This is a genomic window from Thermosporothrix sp. COM3 (genome assembly GCF_059696735.1).
The window spans coordinates 3,357,779-3,375,341 of record NZ_AP019376.1; the positions used below are offsets into that span (position 1 = coordinate 3,357,779).

At 52.5% G+C, this 17,563-nt stretch carries 16 protein-coding genes; 10 read left to right on the forward strand and 6 right to left on the reverse strand.

Translation table 11 applies throughout. The annotated features are described in order from the left end of the window. The first annotated feature begins 55 nt into the window (after positions 1–55). Genes KTH_RS14205 through KTH_RS14215 form a run of 3 tightly spaced genes read left to right on the forward strand, consistent with a single transcriptional unit; the run spans position 56 to position 4,231 of the window. A complete protein-coding gene (locus KTH_RS14205; RefSeq protein ID WP_497619562.1) occupies positions 56–736 on the forward strand; it encodes a hydrolase in 681 nt (226 codons plus the stop codon). A 36-nt stretch (positions 737–772) separates the two neighbouring features. After that, positions 773–2,602 carry an amidohydrolase gene (locus KTH_RS14210; RefSeq protein ID WP_497619564.1) on the forward strand — a complete coding sequence of 610 codons (1,830 nt, stop codon included), beginning with the start codon at positions 773–775 and terminating at the stop codon, positions 2,600–2,602. A gap of 30 nt (positions 2,603–2,632) precedes the next feature. Continuing rightward, positions 2,633–4,231: an MFS transporter gene (locus KTH_RS14215; protein ID WP_497619566.1), complete on the forward strand. Its 1,599-nt coding sequence runs from the start codon at positions 2,633–2,635 to the stop codon at positions 4,229–4,231. Between the two features lie 125 nt (positions 4,232–4,356). On the opposite strand, the gene KTH_RS14220 is transcribed toward KTH_RS14215, so the two are convergent. The 4 genes from KTH_RS14220 to KTH_RS14235 all read right to left on the reverse strand — a co-directional run bounded on the left by KTH_RS14220 (position 4,357) and on the right by KTH_RS14235 (position 6,750). Then, on the reverse strand, positions 4,357–4,533 hold the full coding sequence (locus tag KTH_RS14220) for a hypothetical protein (protein ID WP_497619569.1): 177 nt from the start codon (positions 4,531–4,533) through the stop codon (positions 4,357–4,359). A gap of 153 nt (positions 4,534–4,686) precedes the next feature. After that, a complete protein-coding gene (locus tag KTH_RS14225) occupies positions 4,687–5,139 on the reverse strand; it encodes a hypothetical protein (protein ID WP_497619571.1) in 453 nt (150 codons plus the stop codon). A gap of 37 nt (positions 5,140–5,176) precedes the next feature. Next, complete coding sequence (locus tag KTH_RS14230; RefSeq protein ID WP_497619573.1) at positions 5,177–5,296, reverse strand: hypothetical protein; 120 nt, start codon at positions 5,294–5,296, stop codon at positions 5,177–5,179. A gap of 176 nt (positions 5,297–5,472) precedes the next feature. Beyond that, positions 5,473–6,750: an MFS transporter gene (locus KTH_RS14235; protein ID WP_497619575.1), complete on the reverse strand. Its 1,278-nt coding sequence runs from the start codon at positions 6,748–6,750 to the stop codon at positions 5,473–5,475. A gap of 230 nt (positions 6,751–6,980) precedes the next feature. On the opposite strand from KTH_RS14235, the gene KTH_RS14240 reads away from it, so the two are divergent. The 4 genes from KTH_RS14240 (at position 6,981) to KTH_RS14255 (ending at position 10,812) form a co-directional block, all read left to right on the forward strand. Further along, on the forward strand, positions 6,981–7,865 hold the full coding sequence (locus tag KTH_RS14240) for a LysR family transcriptional regulator (protein ID WP_497619577.1): 885 nt from the start codon (positions 6,981–6,983) through the stop codon (positions 7,863–7,865). Positions 7,866–8,265: 400 nt separating this feature from the next. Further along, the gene (locus KTH_RS14245) at positions 8,266–8,622 is read left to right on the forward strand and encodes a leucine zipper domain-containing protein (RefSeq protein ID WP_497619579.1); all 357 of its coding nucleotides are present in this window, start codon (positions 8,266–8,268) and stop codon (positions 8,620–8,622) included. A gap of 396 nt (positions 8,623–9,018) precedes the next feature. After that, positions 9,019–9,852, forward strand: a complete 834-nt coding sequence (locus KTH_RS14250; RefSeq protein ID WP_497619581.1) for an NmrA/HSCARG family protein — start codon at positions 9,019–9,021, stop codon at positions 9,850–9,852. A gap of 24 nt (positions 9,853–9,876) precedes the next feature. Next, entirely contained in the window at positions 9,877–10,812 is a 936-nt protein-coding gene (locus KTH_RS14255) for an NADP-dependent oxidoreductase (protein WP_497619583.1), read from the forward strand. Positions 10,813–12,047: 1,235 nt separating this feature from the next. On the opposite strand, the gene KTH_RS14260 is transcribed toward KTH_RS14255, so the two are convergent. Continuing rightward, positions 12,048–12,440 (reverse strand): winged helix-turn-helix transcriptional regulator, encoded by a 393-nt coding sequence (locus tag KTH_RS14260; protein WP_497619584.1) that lies wholly within the window; start codon positions 12,438–12,440, stop codon positions 12,048–12,050. A 171-nt stretch (positions 12,441–12,611) separates the two neighbouring features. Here KTH_RS14260 and KTH_RS14265 point away from each other — a divergent pair, with 171 nt between their 5' ends. Next, positions 12,612–13,814 (forward strand): MFS transporter, encoded by a 1,203-nt coding sequence (locus tag KTH_RS14265; protein ID WP_497619586.1) that lies wholly within the window; start codon positions 12,612–12,614, stop codon positions 13,812–13,814. A 99-nt stretch (positions 13,815–13,913) separates the two neighbouring features. Here KTH_RS14265 and KTH_RS14270 read toward each other — a convergent pair whose 3' ends face one another. Then, entirely contained in the window at positions 13,914–14,300 is a 387-nt protein-coding gene (locus KTH_RS14270) for a winged helix-turn-helix transcriptional regulator (RefSeq protein WP_497619588.1), read from the reverse strand. Between the two features lie 193 nt (positions 14,301–14,493). Here KTH_RS14270 and pcaD point away from each other — a divergent pair, with 193 nt between their 5' ends. Further along, entirely contained in the window at positions 14,494–15,282 is a 789-nt protein-coding gene (pcaD, locus tag KTH_RS14275) for a 3-oxoadipate enol-lactonase (RefSeq protein WP_497619590.1), read from the forward strand. A 150-nt stretch (positions 15,283–15,432) separates the two neighbouring features. After that, the gene (locus KTH_RS14280; RefSeq protein WP_497619592.1) at positions 15,433–16,812 is read left to right on the forward strand and encodes an IS4 family transposase; all 1,380 of its coding nucleotides are present in this window, start codon (positions 15,433–15,435) and stop codon (positions 16,810–16,812) included. The last annotated feature ends 751 nt before the right edge of the window (positions 16,813–17,563 follow it).

Genomic DNA, 17,563 nt, shown 5'->3' on the forward strand with positions numbered 1-17,563 from the left:
TGTATTGTCATGAGGTTTATCCTCTTTGAAAACCGGAGAATAGGTGCAAAAATAGATGCCAAATCAAGTTCATAGTTTGCTAACTCCCGGGAATTGTACGGCGATCCTGGTTGACTATCAGCCGCAAATGGCTTTTGCTGTCCATTCCATCGACGATCAGACGCTGCTGAATAATACGGTAGGGCTGGCCCGTGCGCTGCGCGTGTTTCAGGTGCCGACCGTTCTGACAACGGTGGCAGCAGAGAGCTTTAGTGGAAAGCTGTTTCCACAATTACTGGAGATTTTCCCAAACCAGACGCCAATTGATCGCACCACCATGAATTGTTGGGAAGATTCGAACGTGCTCAACGAGGTAAAGAAGATAGGGCGAAAGAAACTCATTCTGGGAGGGTTATGGACTGAGGTCTGTATTGTCTTTCCTGCTATTCAGGCAATTGAAGCAGGCTATGAGGTCTATGTAGTGGCCGATGCCTGTGGAGCAACCAGCGATACTGCCCACGAAATGGCGATGCAGCGCATGATCCAGGCTGGTGCTGTTCCTGTTACCTGGCTACAGGTGATGCTGGAATTTCAGCGAGATTGGGCGCGGGAACAGACCTATGATGCGGTGATGGGGATCGCGAAGCAGCATGCTGGAGCCTATGGCATCGGGATTACCTATGCTAAGGCGATCCTCGGAGAACATGCCAGCGAAGCTGCGTCTGTCTCAGCGAAAACGCGTGGCCGATCCCATTAATGCCTCTGGCTCTGAGAGGCGAAAGGAGAGAGAGGTATGAGGGCCAATGCATCAGTTGGACAGGAGAAAGCAGATCTCATCGTGACGAATGCCGCCATTACCACGATGGATGAGAGGCTGCCAGCGGCTGAAGCGGTGGCGATCAAAGATGGTCGGTTCCTGGCTGTGGGAAGCAATGAAGATGTCTTGAAACATCGGGACACATCAACGCAGGTAATCGATGCAGGGAAGCGAACGCTTATCCCGGGATTGAATGACTCCCATATTCATGTAATTCGCGGGGGGCTTTATTATAATCTCGAACTGCGTTGGGATGGGGTTCCTTCACTCTCTGATGCGCTTAACATGCTGCGAAAGCAGGTGGAGCGCACCTCGCCGCCACAGTGGGTTCGGGTTGTGGGCGGCTGGTCCGAGTTTCAGTTTGTGGAGCGCCGGATGCCAACCCTGGAAGAACTGAACACTATTGCCCCTGATACTCCGGTGTTTGTGCTGCACCTGTATCATTGTGCGTTGCTGAATCGGGCAGCTCTGCACGCCTGTGGTTACACCAAAGAGACGCCAGATCCACCTGGAGGAGAGATACAACGCGATCGCAATGGGAATCCGACTGGCCTGTTGCTTGCCCGACCGAACGCGATGATTTTATATACGGCGCTGGCAAGGGGACCAAAGCTTTCCTATGAGGATCAAATCAATTCGACACGCCAGTTTCTGCGTGAGCTGAATCGTTTTGGGTTAACGAGTGTTGTGGATGCAGGTGGGGGCTTTCAGAATTATCCGGATGATTATGCCGTCATCGAAGATCTGAATGCAAAGGGGCTCCTCACTCTGCGTATTGCCTACAACCTCTTTACCCAACGACCAGGGAAGGAATTAGACGATTTTACCCGCTGGACCGCAATGACCAATCCTGGTGCCGGGAATGAGTTCTACCATGTTAATGGGGCCGGGGAGATGCTGGCGTTTTCGGCAGCCGATTTTGAAGATTTTCCCGAACCTCGTCCGGACCTGGCGTCCAGCATGGAAACCGACCTTAAGGCAGTGGTTTCGTTCCTGGTGCAACATCGTTGGCCGTTCCGGCTGCATGCTACCTATAACGAGTCGATCACACGCTTTTTGAACGTCTTTGAAGAGGTGAATCGAGAGTTTCCCTTTACAGGTCTGCGCTGGTTCTTTGACCATGCGGAAACGATTACGCTGGAGAATATTGAGCGGGTGCGTGCGCTTGGTGGCGGAATTGCTATTCAGGATCGTATGGCATTTCAGGGGGAATACTTTCTTGAGAGATATGGAGAGCAAGAGGCAGCACATGCACCTCCGCTTCAGACGATGCTCGCAATGGGGGTTCCGGTAGGCGCGGGGACGGATGCAACGCGCGTTGCATCCTATAATCCCTGGATTTCCCTCTACTGGCTGGTGACAGGGAAAACAGTTGGAGGAACGACACTCTATCCTGAAGAACATCGGCTCAGCCGCCAGGAGGCACTCAAGCGCTATACACTTGGAAGCGCCTGGTTTTCGCAGGAAGAGCATCTGAAAGGCTCAATTGAGGTCGGTAAGTTTGCGGATCTCGCTGTGCTCTCTGATGACTTTTTCTCGATACCAGAGGAAAGGATCAAGCGGATTGAGTCGCTCCTCACGATCGTTGGAGGTAAAGTGGTCTATGGAGCAGGAGCATTTCGTCATCTGGCTCCTCCCGCGCTTCCCGTGAGTCCTGATTGGGCCCCGACACAGATATATGGTGGCTATACTCAGCCCACATCAGTGAGCAGTGCTCGTCTCTCGCGTAGGGTTGAGCGACACCATCACCATGCCTGTTTGCAGAGACGGGGGTGTGATTTGGGGTGTGATTGCTTTGTCTTGTAGTTGTTGGCACGATGCCAGGAGTTGATGTGTATGTCTGGTACTCAGCAAGGGGGCCTTTCGGCCTGGGGCCCCTTTCATTTCGCTGTTTTTCGGGCCTTGTGGATTGCTGCCCTGGCTTCCAATATTGGGACGTGGATGCAAAATGTGGGAGCAGTTTGGCTTATGACCTCATTGACCCCTTCGCCTCTGCTGGTTGCATTGATGCAGACGGCAACCAGCCTGCCTATCTTTCTGGTCGGGCTACTGGGAGGCGCTCTTGCTGATGTGGTGGATCGGCGGAAGCTGCTTCTGGGGACGCAAGGAGCAATGTTGCTGGTGACGGCGTTATTGACTGTTCTCACCTTCTTTCAGCTTATGAACTCCTGGCTCTTGCTGATATTAACCTTTCTGCTAGGCCTGGGGATAGCGTTGAACAACCCGGCCTGGCAGGCAATTATCCCGGAACTCGTCCCTCAGCAGGAGGTTTCTTCTGCTGTTGGGCTCAATAGTCTCTCGATCAATCTGGCTCGTGCAGTAGGGCCAGCTCTTGGTGGGGTAGTGGTGGCATTGCTCGGGGTGGCGGCGGTCTTCTTGCTCAATATGCTTTCGTTTGTTGGGGTGATTCTGGTGCTCATATTCTGGCGTCCTGCCACCGACAAAAGACAGAGCGCTTTACCAGCAGAGCATGTGCTAGGGGCGATTCGTACAGGCTTGCGCTATGAGGTGTATGAGCCTGCACAACAGATTGTGCTGGTACGAAGTGCTGCTTTTATTCTCTTTGCCAGTGCGTTGTGGGCGTTGTTGCCTGTAGTAGTGAAACAGGATTTAGGGCAGGGCGTTTTAGGGTATAGCGCGCTGCTTGCGGCACTGGGAATCGGGGCGGTGGTTGGGGCCCTCTTTTTGCCTCGGCTGCGGCATCGCTTCTCGCTAGACACGCTTTTGAGCATCATGTCACTACTGTTTGCGCTGGCGACCATCTCACTGGCTGTGATTAAGAGCATGTCGATCCTGAGTATCACCTTGTTTTTGGGAGGAATTACCTGGATTGCCTGTGTATCCAGCTTGAACGTTGCGGCCCAAACAACAGCCCCCGCCTGGGTTCGCGCGCGAGCTATTGGGACGTATACGCTGGTTTTTCAGGGAGGAATGGCAGTGGGAAGTACTTTGTGGGGTGTAGTGGCGAGCATTTTGAGCAACCCCCTCACTTTGTTCATCGCAGCGGTAGGCCTGTGCTTGAGCCTGCTTGTCACCTTACGCTGGCGCTTTACGGCGAACGAACAGTTAGATTTTACCCCTGCTGCAATCCAGAGCCAGCCGGATGTGGTGCCCCGGGCTCAATACGAAGATGGGCCGGTGTTGGTGCTGATCGAATATCACCCTGATGAGAGCCAGCAAGACGATTTTGTACGCAGCCTGTACAAGTTGAAGCGGATCCGTCTGCGTGATGGCGCTTATCGGTGGGGATTGTTTCGGGATGTCAGAGAGCCGGGGCGGTATCTAGAGAGCTTTGTTGTGAACTCCTGGATCGAACATCTGCGTCAACATGAGCGAATGGTTGCTTCTGATCGTGCCCTTTTTGAGCATACTCTGCTATTCCGTTCTGCTGAACAGGTGTCGCATTTTATTGCCCAACCTCCGCCGCCCAAATAGGGCCAGGAAGGAAAAGAGAGGCAAGGGAATGGCCCTACCTCTTTTTTTTGTGCATTTTTGACCAATCAGCTAAAGAGTCTATGGCTCTGATAAAGCAAGGAGTGAAAAAACGGAGCAGGAGACTTTTATTTATATATGTATATATAATAACCAATGGCGATCGGAATATTGGTGGTGCCGAACTGAAAGCGGTTCACCAGGGCTGCAACATTGGGAATGAGCGAGCCGAGTGCAACCCCAAGCACCATAGCGAGCACAATCCAGATGGTGAGCCAGCGATCAAGAAATGAGAGTCGTTTCATTGAATGCGTTCCTCTCTCTTCTGAAGAGATACAACAGGAAAGGAGCTCGGCTGGAAGAGCAGGAAGCCAGTGACGCGTGAAGCGGCGTGGAAACCGACCGCGCTACCTGTTGCTTCAAGTTGTTGCTCAGAGTTCTGTGAGAAGAGCAATGGGTCAATCTCTGGGCGCTGATGCGGACAGGGAATCATTCGCTGATTGAATGCCGACAGTGTCGGAGTTGCGAAGATTATTCAGGCGACGAATAAGGCTCGTGCGACGATCTTTCCGCAACAAACCAGCCGCAATCTGGAGGTCAAGGCGGCCACTACCCAGCCAGTTGAGCAGGAGATTATACAGCGCCTCAAGAATGATCGGCAGGTCAGCTTTATCCTGCTGGCGGATCAACAGTTGATGTTGGATCAGGCTGATCCAGCGTGGATGGCCCTGCCACTTCCACTGAAGACCAATATGTTTGATGAGAAGCTGCGTGTGCGTGTTGTTCGGTTGCGTTGTATTCTCGAAGGTGTTCCTCCGAGCAGCTCCTTGTTCAAGGGCCTGAAGGCCTGCGCCCAACTGGCTGCGCTTCTCTTGTCTGATCTTCTTCTGGATGGCGCGTGTCTCTTGCAAACGTTCCGGCTGCTTTTGCAGACACACTTTGATTTCTTCAAGCAAGCGCGAGCCCCCGGTCTTGTAACGACAGAAGCTGCTGTAAACTCCACTGATCCTCATCCGTGTAGGGGCGATGTCCTGCTACAGTAGATGCAGAAGAGGAGAGCTGTTCCACTTTGTCGTAAAAACGCAACGTTCATGCTGGCACCATGGCCTTTCGTGCAAACTGGTTGGTTGTATCGCGTTGACACTCAAGTGATAGTAGCTTTGACAGCTTTGCTGATCGGGGATAGCAGTGCCTTTGGCGCGGCGGAGCCCGTTGATGGCCGCGCCAGGGCACGCTGTCTTGTTCTATTTCGATCCTCGGGCCCGAGAGCGCGTCAACGCCCAAAAGAGGAGGGCAACGGCGCTGATTGCTGCTCCCAACACACTCACACCAATCCAACCGGCACGAACATAGACCAGCGTTGAGGCGATCGAGCCGGTTCCACTCCCAATCGAGTAGAAGATCATATAGCTGGCCGCAAGTCGGCTGAGCGCCTCTGGTCGCAGACGGTAGATCATGCTCTGGTTCGTTACATGGACTGCCTGCACTGCCAGATCTAACAGGATGATTCCAACGATCACAGCCAGCAGAGAATGATTAAGCAAGCTGATGGGTAACCAGGATACAAGCAGCAGAGCCAGCCCTATGCCTGTCGTCCATTGCTCTAAACCGCGATCTGCAAGCGATCCTGCACGCTTTGCCGCCAATGCGCCAGCCACTCCGACAAGGCCAAATGCTCCGATCACGGTGTGCGAAAAGGAAAATGGTGCAGCACTGAGAGGAAGGGTCATTGAAGTCCACAAGGTACTGAATGCGGCAAAAATCAGCATGGCGATGATGGCGCGAATACGTAAGAGCGGCTCTTGCCCAAAGAGCACAAAGACTGAGCGCAATAATTGTGGATAAGAGAGAGAGGCTTTCGCCGTTTTATCGGATGGGAGGGCTCGGAACAGAATGCCTGCCATAAGCAGCGCTAATATCGCGGAGACGATGTAGACCGAACGCCACCCGGCAAGATCAGCCAGCGTGCCAGCGACTGTTCGTGCCAGCAGAATACCGATCACGACACCGCTTGTGACCAGACCAACCACCTGACCTCGTTGAGCAGGAGCAGCCAGAGCCGCCGCGCAGGCAACTACAGTCTGTGTCACAGTAGCCAGCAGGCCGACGATTCCGATGCCCACCAACCACACAGGAAAAATGGAGGGGCTAGCTACCACCACCAGAGCCAATGCAGACAGGAGTAATTGGCACACAATCAGCAGACGACGATTCACAAGATCACCTAAAGGCACAAGCAATAGCAATCCCGACGCATAACAGAGCTGTGTAATGGTAATCACAACGCCAATGGATGCCTCGGGAATCCCGAAATCATGTGCCATCGAAGCCAGAAGTGGCTGAGCATAATAGACATTGGCAACAGCAACACCGCATGTAATGGCCAGCATTATCACTACCAGATGTGACAAAGAGGGAGGAGGAACAGCAGAAGACCTCTTTAATGCTCTACCTATCATCATGATTTCCGGTCTACCTGTCTCCTCAGGGACAACTTTCACTTTGTTTTCACATGTTTCCATATATTTTTGTTCTCCTGACAATCGTGAGCGACTCATAGGTGTTCACATTACTGGACCGGGCGTTTCCACACCTCACGCTCCAAGAGCTTTGCTCACAAACAGTGTCCTGTCTGGATAGAATGCGGAAACGCGCTTTCCTCTTGAAAAGCATAGAGGGAGAGCATATATTTGTCAACATAAAGTAAACGAACGCATCCTTCAAAAAAATTGAAGGAAGAAGGGGGCAATGGATGGAACTGCGCCAGCTAGAGACATTCCTCACTATCGTGAAGGAAGGGAGCTTCGCAAAAGCAGCCGAGAAACTTGAGTATGCTCAATCCACAATCACGGTTCATGTACAACAACTTGAAGCTGAGCTTGGCGTAAAACTGTTTGCTCGTCAGGGGAAACAGATGCAGTTGACCGAGGCGGGAAAGGTCTTATGGGAACAAGCTGCGGTTTTAAGGCAGCGCGCGGTAGCGTTACAACAGACGATGCGAGAGATTATTACAGGGGAAGCCGGGCAGATCCGCCTCGGAGCGATCGAACCAACAGCGAGCCTTCGTTTGGCTCCATTGCTAATCACCTTTTCGCGCACGTTTCCAAAACTCCGACTGGCGTTGGAGGTAGGCAATGCAGCCCTCGTGAATCCGCGTGTACAGGCTGGCGAGCTTGATTTTGCTATCAGCTCTCCCCCTGAAGCGCAGACAGGGTTAACCTTCGAACCACTTTTTTTTGAGGATTTGCGAGTATTACTTCCAGCACACCATTCTCTGGTCAACAAAGAGCCTCTTGAGGCTACAGATCTGAAAGGTCAGCGAATACTCTTAACGGACCGTGGTTGTGGGTATCGTGCTGTAATTGAGAAAGCCTTGCTCTCCCTGGGAATCAATCCCTTTTCTGGTATCGAGATGGGAAGTATAGAAATACTCAAACACGCTGTTCAAGGGGAATTAGGGATCGCACTGCTTCCCGATATCGCAGTGACTCCACCTCCCAGTCAAACAGTTGTACGCAAGCTCCAGGGAGTTGATTTACGTGTGCCAGTTGGCCTTGTTTCTCCTCCCGAAGAATGCCATCTTGGCCGTCCCCAACAAGAGCTTCTGGCATTCTTGCGCACCCATCTTCAGAAATAATGCATACAAAAAGTACCACGGCCGGGCGAAACGTGTCAGCGCTAGCAGCGAACAGGTATGTCAAGTACCCCGGCTGAAGCTGGAGGCTTGTCCCTTACCCGTGAGGCAAGAGGCTGGATGACAGTCCAAGCAATAATGATGGCAGTGTACCCGCAGGTGACGCTCTGTTAATCAGTCTGGAGTGCGGTTGAATTAAGGCTTTTACCAGAATGAGCCAGAAGGCCCTGTTGTATGATTCACTCCCCTTGTGGATGGGAAGCACCAGGCAGATTGTGAATATTCACACCCAGAGGAGAGTGTATAGTTTCCCGCTTTCGGCACGGCGTGGTTTCCTGTGCTGATTGTACAACAAGTATCACGTGTAAAGAAAAGAATGAAATCTTGATGTCTGAATATACAAGTGTTAGATGAGAGAAAGATTGTTTTCGGCCTGAATCTGTATGAGGCATCCTGTGGAAGCATGCTGGCTTCAGCCGTGTGCCGTGCTTCGCCTGCGTCCAACTGGTCGCTGCGGCAGATCACTGATGCGGTTGGTTGCTCACAAAGTCAGGTCACAACGTGGTGGGATCGCTTCGCTTACACTCCCCTGGATGGCCTTTCGGTGCGCTTCTCGCGTCCCTGTTTCCCCGGCAGCCTTGACCCTCATGCTTCTCTCTGTAGGTGCGCTGTCGGCTCCTGGAACTGTGTGAACAGCCTCCTGATGGCTTGCAACGGATGCCTGGCCCCCACACCTTGCTCTTCGCGCGAAGCAGTGTGATCCTGAGTTGGCGGACGAGCCGTGTCCCTCGTTCCGGCCGCACGGATCTCTCGCATCTTGGCGCGAGTAGAGGACACTCGTCGCGCCAGAGCCGTCTTAGAACTATGCCGCAGAAAAAAACTTTCTTGTATTCCTCCTCTTAACCTGCATGAGGAGAGGAGAAATACAGCTCTTCTTTTCACATGCCCCAAATAGTGTATTAGAGTTCAATAGCCACAGCGCACCCTGGCAAAATAGACAGGGTGGCGTTCTGGTCATTTTGCCGTGTCTGCTTGCTGCTTTTTCCAGGAAGAATACCGCCCGAAGGGACATATACAGAGCTCTTCCCGGATGATAGAGTATGTCTATCTTCTTGAGCAAACAAAAGTTGAATAATAGAGAGAAGAATTTAAAGAGATGAATAAGAAAATATTGGTAACAGGAGCAACAGGAAAACAGGGAGGCGGGACGGTCCACCATTTACAGAAGCGTGGCTGGCAGGTACGGGCGTTGGTGCGTGATATCCAGTCAGCTAAAGCACAGCAGTTGCAGGCCTGGGGAGTTGAACTGGTACAGGGCAATCTGAATGACCCGGCTGTATTGCGGCAGGCGATGGAGGGTGTGCACGGTGTTTTTAGTGTTCAGACATTTTTAGAGGAGGGCCTGGAGGCGGAGGCGCGTCAGGGCAAGGCTGTTGCTGATGCCGCGCATGACATGGGAGTTTCTCATCTGGTCTACTCATCAGCTGATGGGGTGGAGCGTGGAAGTGGTATCGCTCATTTCGAGAGCAAATGGCAAGTTGAGCAGCATATTCGAGCACTTGGGCTGCCTGCTACCATCCTGCGCCCGGTCTTCTTTATGAGCAACCTTCCATTCTTGACAACGACGCAGCCTGATGGCTCCTATGAACTATCCCTGGGCATCTATGCAGATACTGTTTTACAGATGGTCTCTACTGATGATATCGGAGCATTTGCTGCCCTCGCTTTCGATCAGCCTGAGCGCTTTCTGGGAAAAGAAGTAGGACTGGCCGGTGATGAACTCACGCCAGTGCAGATCGCGGCAACCATCGAGCGTATCACCGGAAAACCGACCCGTTTTGTGGAGCTTCCGTCGGGAGGTGAGCGTATGTATGAGTGGTTTAACGAGTCGGGCTTTCAGGCAGATATCGCCTCTCTTCGCAAGATATATCCCTCACTGATGACGCTGGAAGCATGGTTACAGCAGATGGGCTTTCAGCCAATGCGCTAACGTGTTGACAAGAAAGGATACTTAATGATGCGGGCTATTCGTGTTTCTCAATATGGTGGGCCTGAGCAGCTTAAACTGGAAGAGGTGCCGCGTCCGGAACCGCAGGCGGGTGAAGTGCTGATTCGGGTTCATGCAGTGGGTGTGTTGCCAATGGAATGGAAGCTTCGGCGTGGCCTCTTTCAGGGGAGAATGCCGCTCACTTTTCCCTATATTCCCGGGAGCGCTATCGCGGGGGTGGTTGAGCAGGTTGGACCGGGCGTGGAGACGTTTCGCATTGGTCAGGCAGTTTTTGGTCGTACCAGTAAAGGCGGCTACGCCGAGTACGCGACCGCTGCCGTCGAGAATCTGGCCCTCAAACCAGAGGGACTGAGCTTTGTGGACGCAGCAACTATCTCAGGTGGGGCAACAGTGGCCTTCTCGGCGCTGTTTGAGAACGCTAAACTCCAAGCAGGGCAGCGTGTTCTGATTCATGGTGCGGCTGGCGGTGTGGGCCTGTTTGCGGTCCAGTTTGCTCGGTGGAAAGGAGCCGCCGAGGTTATCGCGACGGCTTCGGCGCAGAATGAGGCGTTTGTGCGTGCTCTGGGCGCTCAGACAGTCATCAATTACGCGAAGACGCGGTTTGAAGATGTCGTTCACGATGTCGATGTTGTGCTTGACACAATCGGAGGCGAGACCCTGACTCGCTCTATGCAGGTCGTCAAACCCGGCGGAATTCTGGTTTCGTTGCTGGAAGAGCCTTCGCAGGAAGAGGCGACGCGATTGGGTATTCGAGCAATGTCTAACAAACCCTCTTTCCCCTGGCCCTCAACTGAGCTGTTACAGACAATTGCCCGGCTCATGACCGAAGAAGGGGTAAAGACCGAGATAGCCCGTACGTTCCCATTGCACGAGGCGGCGCAGGCGCATGCACTCAGCGAGACAGGACACGGACGCGGACGCATTGTGCTCCTGATACATTGATTCTTTCTCAAGTTCTACGAATGTGAGGCAAGAGTCCCATTGTCTTCATGCATGGGGTGAATTGCCTCATGACAGTATCGAGAACCACTAGCAAATGCTAGCAGGCTCGTTTGTACCCACTCACACGGAGCGGTACGGGATGCACTGCGCACCCTCTACCCCCTGGCAGAAACGTCGCAGGGGCTACTTTCCTGATACTATTGTAGGCTCCGTTCACATTGGCATTGATGAGCGTGCCAATGTGCGAACGGAATAGACCGCGCTTGATACGCCGTCCCAGGTAGTGCTCGTGGTGCCGAATCTCTTCACCGTCAAGGACCTTCTACTTATTGCTATAGAATAGTGTTAAATGAAGACATTTAATACATATAATAAAGCATATCAACGATTGTTTATGCAGTTCCTTGCTAAATCTCATGAGATCTATAACAATATGCTTGAGATGGCTAAAGGGCAGTATGAAAAAGGAAAATGTTTTACAACAAAAATGCGTTGGAGGTTGCTTTTTAGGGCCGATCTCAAATCGTTCCTACCACAACGATTCACTGTTTGGCTGATCGCCTCTCCACGTCCCCCCAAGCGATTCCTGGTGGCTTTCCTCGTTAAACCTTGCGTGTTCGTACTCACCTCTGTCCTCACTGGCTCTATTGCTGACCGCGACGTGAATACAGCCAAAAACAGACTCATATCTTTCCTGGTTGGGGCACAGCCATAGGAGCTCACGTACTCCGGTAGGTGCCGCTTTTCCTGAGAAGCCTCCGTCTTCAGGCGAAGAAGTTGTCACACTTGCTGAATGGCTCTGGAAAGAGATACCCCGAGATTGCACAATATGTACATAATCTGGAAATGGTGCTTGCAGTTCAGAGACGGTATAAGGAAACGGAACAGCTCAAGCAAAACATACAGCCTCTGAAAGAGGTTGCTATTTGGATATGTCATCCTGTATTAAGGAAGGCAGCTTCAATGGTGACGCTTGTAGCAAGGAGAAATAGCAGGATATAGACGGGTTTGCAGGTTTCTGGTATTGATGCCAGAGCCGTGAGAGAATATTAACCGCGCTTATAGATGAAACAAGTGAGGTTATGCCATTTTTTCAGATAGTAGTCGCGTGAAGCAAGTCTGAGCTGTGAATGTACGTATTGCTGTTTTTGCTTCTGATGCAGACAGATATCATAACAGAGTGGTCCGTCCTGTATCGGAAACCTTATGCTAAACCGACAATCGTTGTCGATGTCTCATAGTTTCGAGTTGAGCGCCTCCGGTTTCGAAAGACAGACGGGCGGAGCCTTTCGGGCCTTCTTCTCAATCACCTGATCCATATAGCGGTCTCCCCATGCCTGTAGCGCAAGTAGGATCGGCTTCAGGGTGGCGCCAAACTCTGTTAAGGAATACTCGACCTTCGGGGGTATCTGCTGATAGATTTCACGATGCACAATCCCATCAGCCTCTAACTCTCGAAGTTGAAGTGTGAGCATCCTGTGGGTGATTGCTGGAAGCTCGCGCCTGAGTTCGTTGAAGCGCCGGGGTTGCTCGGCCAGCAGAGCGAGGATAATGCCTTTCCACTTGCCTCCGATCACGTCAAGAGTTACTTCAGCAGAGCAACTGTATTGAGGAGCGTTGTTTTCCATTGCGTGTCCTTCCAGGTATGTTTTTTGATACTATATCACAATTTTGTGCGTTCTTGTGTTTTCGTAACGATGCCTGTACCCTCTATAGGTATATCAATCGATTCTGGTAGGTGGCGGGTATCCACTATCCAGTGAGAGTCTATAGAGGAAAGATGAAAGGTGTGAAAGGATATGGAGAAAAGAATCATTATCCTCTCCCTTGTCCTGTGTGTCTTTGGTATCACAACAGGTGAATTTGTCATTTCAGGCATTCTCCCGGATATAGCAAAAGATCTGAGTGTATCCATTCCAGCGGCTGGTTTGCTGGTTACGGCATACGCAATAGGGATGATTGTTGGCGGCCCGACGCTCACCGCACTGACCACACGGTTTCCACGTAAGCCCTTAATTGTCTCGCTACTTGTGGTCGCGGTGCTTGGAAACCTGGCTTCAGCATTTGCGCCAAATTATCCCATCCTTTTTGTGGCCCGTGTTGTCACTGCGCTGGTCACATCGACGTTCTTTGCAAATGCCATTGTGATTGCTGCATCGACGGCAGAGCCCGGGAAACAGGCTTCAGCCGTATCACGGCTTGCATTCGGGATGAACCTGTCGATCATCCTGGGGGCACCGATTGGCACCTTTATTGGCAATAGTTTTGGGTGGAGAGCGCCCTTTATTGCCATCGCTATCTGTTGCGCACTTGGTCTATTGCTGGTGTTCTTGTTGGTGCCGCGTGATCAATCGGCTGCGTCTCCCACCTCTGCTGTATCCGAATTGCGGGTGTTTCGGAGCCGTGATGTGCAGCTTGCGATTGCCATTACTGCCATAAGCAATATAGGGGTGCTGACAGTGTTCACATACTTTGCTCCTTTGTTTACCACCATTACGGGATTCTCGACTGATGCTGTTGCTATCCTGTTGCTGGTGTATGGAGTTGGTGCCTCTGTGGGGAACTTTGTGGGCGGCTGGTTGTCTGATAAGGCGCTGATGCCTTCGCAGATCAGCCTGCTTACCATTCTTACAGCGGTACTCCTGCTTCTGTGGCTGGTGAGCACGAATATGGTTCTCAGTGCCGTTCTGATCTTCGTCGTCGGTGCACTGGCGTTCTCGGTTATCCCCGGGATGCAGACACGCGTGCTGACAACCGCAACTGCTGCACCGACGCTTGCGATTGCGGTGAATGCCTCCGCCTATCAGCTTGCGGCTGCGCTTGCGGGTTGGCTTGGTGGGCAGGTGATGAACAGCGGGCTTGGGCTGCGATCCATGTATCCGGTCGGTGCTGCAATTACGGTGCTTGGCATTCTGGTGAGCTGTTATGCCTGGTATCGCGATCGTAAAGGGGCGATCAACAAGGAGCATGAGGCACTTCGAGAAGACGTCAAATCGGTATGACTTCTTGGAGAGTGCATGTATTGACGTCATGTTGTCATATTGAAGCTGATGGAAGAGAGAGCTATCCTGTCCCGTTTGTAGAGGACAGGATAGCCGCTTTTATTTTCGATTTGCCTGACTACTTGCTGTTTCCAACAAATCCTCTGTGTGGGCTTTACTATTGAGATGTTTTTCTCCCCATTCAGCCATAAGCAGCAGGAGCGGCCTGAGCGTCTCACCACAAGGAGTCAGTGAGTACTCAACCTTTGGCGGGATTTGCTGATAAATTTTTCGTTGAATAACGCCATCCGCTTCCAACTCACGGAGTTGCAGCGTCAGAATATGCTTGCTTGCCTGTGGCAAGAAGCGACAAATCTCGCCAAAGCGGCGCGGACCAGACAGCAGAAAGGTCAGGATCAATGTTTTCCATTTGCCGCCAATAATATCGACCGTGACCTGAGTAGGGCAACGTGGCGGCCCGTAAACCATATATGGTTCGTTGCTCATAAGAGTACCCTCGTTGATGGTTCCATTTTTGTTACTATATCATAAAAAAGTCACTACTTGTTCTTGCTCCTATCCCGTGTTATGCTTCTCTCAGCGCTGATGGTAACAAGGCCATTGGCGAGATTAGCTGTAGAGGCATGACCTCTGCACTACCTGATGTCTTAAAGAAAATATCAAAAGGAGCTAGAGTACTATGCAGGATCGTTCTTTTATCAAAACCGGTGATGGCTATCGTACCGCGTATCGTCTGGATGGGCCGGAAGACAAGCCGGTATTGATGCTCTCAAACTCAATCGGTACCACGCTGAATATGTGGGATGGGCAAATAGAGGAGCTAACACAGCACTTCCGTGTGCTTCGTTATGACATGCGAGGGCATGGCGCCTCTGATGTCCCGCCAGGTGCCTACTCGATAGATCGGCTTGGGCGCGATGCCATCGAGTTGCTTGATGCATTGCAACTCAATCAGGTGCATTTTCTGGGGCTTTCGCTTGGCGGAATGGTTGGTCAGTGGCTCGGAATTCATGCGCCTGAGCGAATAGGCCGCTTGATTCTCAGCAACACTTCTCCCTATCTCGGACCAGCCGACCAGTGGGATGAGCTGATTGTCAAGGTAAAACAGGAGACGCGTGAGGAGACGGCTAACAGGTTTCTCAAGAACTGGTTCCCCACACATTTGTTGGAAAGCCCTGTCGTCGAGCCATTCCGCTCAATGCTCCTTTCTATGGATCCGCAGGGCTTCGCTGGCAACTATGCAGCGGTCCGCGATATGGATATGCGCCGAACCAACGCACTGATCCCCGTGCCGACGTTGGTGATTGCCGGTCGAAACGATACCGTGACGCTTCCCGAGCATGGAGAGCAGATTGCAGAGGCCATTCCGAACGCACAACTGGTCATGCTGCCGGCTGTACATATGGCGAACGTTGAGCAGACTGCTGAGTTTATGAAGGCGGTGCTCTCCTTCTTGCTCTCAAAATAGTAGATATGAGATAGCTTCTGAAGCCTCCTCGTAGGAAAAGAGGGGCTCAGAAGCTGCTCGTTCCTTCAATTCTTATCTTGAGCGCGCCAGAAGATTCCTGGGCTTCAGATCTGTCTTTTATACACAAATGAGAACTGCTAGCATAGGACGATGAGAAGTGAAGAGATGTTGAACCCGAAGCTGTGGGCAGAACGCACGTTTGGAGCTTGTCACCTGCAGGATGCACGTCGAACCCGGCGAGCTGTTCGGGTGGCTGCGCAGATGGCTGCCAATGCTTCGGCTTCGTTGCCTGCCCAGATGCAGGGCTGGAAAGAAGTCATTGCCTTGTACCGTTTGTTGGATCAAGAAGACGTCTCCTTTGAAGCGCTGATGCAGCCACATCTTCAGCACACGCGAGAAGAGATCGTTCAGCACCCAGTGGTTCTGCTGCTTCAGGATACCACCGAGGTCGATTTGAGTCATCGTCTTCATGTGAGTGGTTTGGGGCAGGTCGGCAATGAGCGAGGGCAAGGCTTTTTCCTGCAAACGATGCTGGCGGTTGTGCCCCAAAGCCGAGCCGTTGTGGGGTGTGCCTCGCAAGAAGCGTTTGTCCGTACTCCCGCCCCAAAGAGCGAACGCCGCAGCCAGCATCGCTTTCGCCAGGACCGAGAAACGGACGGGTGGATGCGCCTGCTCAGACAGGGTGGCACGTTTCCCGACACAACCAGCATCGTGCATGTGGGGGATCGTGGGGCCGACCTGTTCGACTTCTTCCATGCCTCTCGAGAAACCCACACCCCTTTTCTGGTCCGAGCGACTCAGAACCGGCGAGCCCAAAACGAGGAGGAAGAGGTGGGGTATCTGCTGGAACAGGTCCGCGCCTGGCCCAGTCGGCAGCGTCGTGCGTTCGAGGTTCCACCGACGCATGGCCGACAGGCTCGCACCACGCTCCTTGAGATCTCCTTTGGCCCGATGACAGGGTTGCCGCCACGCAACGAGCCGCGTGCGAACAAACACCCCTTCCCTCTGTGGGTCATTCGCCTCTGGGAGGAGCAACCTCCAGCAGGAGAAGAGCCTCTGGAATGGGTTGTGCTGACCTCTGTGCCGACCGCGACCCTGCAAGAGGCATGGGAGCGAGGCACCTGGTCTGGACATCGATGGGTCGTGGAAGACTCTCATCAATGCCTCAAAACGGGCTGCCGCCTGGAACAACGTCAACTCCAAACAGGTGAACGCTTCTTCCGGCTGCTGGGCTTGCTCTCGCCAGTCGCCGTTCGCTTGTTGCAACGGCGAGATCTTGCCCGCAGTGAACCTGATCGGTTCGCCTGTGAAGTGATCGACGCTGATGTGCTGACGGTGGTGGCCACGCAAGCAGGCCTTGACCCTGCCAGGATGACCATCCAGGTCTTCTGGCGAGAAGTCGCTCGCCTGGGGGGCTACCTGGCTCGTCGCCGGGATGGGCCAGCAGGCTGGAAGACCTTGTGGGCGGGTTGGCTCCGGGTTCAGACCCTGCTTGAGGGCTTTCATCTCGCTTCTCACCTCCGTTTGTAAAATGTGTATACAAGACAGCCCTTCAGGCCTGGGGAGTGTCAAAGGCTCTATGTTGATACTAACAGTCAGTACTTGCCACCCGCGTTTCGCTACGCTATTGCAAACGTGCTTCATTTGCCCTCGCTCGTCCATCGAGCTTGTGAGGAGGCTTCGTGTTATCTTTCCGCTTCCAGAAAACTACGGATAACCGTGGCGCGATCGCTCCGCTATCTGGAGGAAGTGCTTCACCCACTCATGAGTTTTCGTTTTCCTCACAAAAAAGTAACAGACGAAAACTTTCGAGTTCGTCCCACAGGATCAAAAGGCAGTGGGGGCTATACAGTCGAAGTTCTTGATATGCTCTTAACGCTGAACACTCAGGCTCTCCAGCGCGTCGGTCAACTGAGAAAGCTGTTGGAGCAAGGAAGCCTCGCCGAATGATCCTGGGCACCTGTAGGCATCGTGAATGGCGGAAAACAATGTGTTTTCTATCTAAAAGAAGCACTGGCTGCTAGAGCCTGATGCACGAAAAGACTGACTTCATTTTCCGTCATTCGTAACGCCCACAGGGGGAAAGCGTCATGTGTTTTATTGAAGCAACATTAAACGTGAACGAATAGGACGAAAAGTGTTTTCCCCTGGGGGAGGATTGCATAACACCAGCAGCAATGAGTGTGTTCTTGCCTTCACGTTTCGTGCGTGTCTACACCGGAGGATGGCAGAGCATGGGACGGCTTGAGAACGTGTGTTACGTGACGTAAATAGTAGTAAC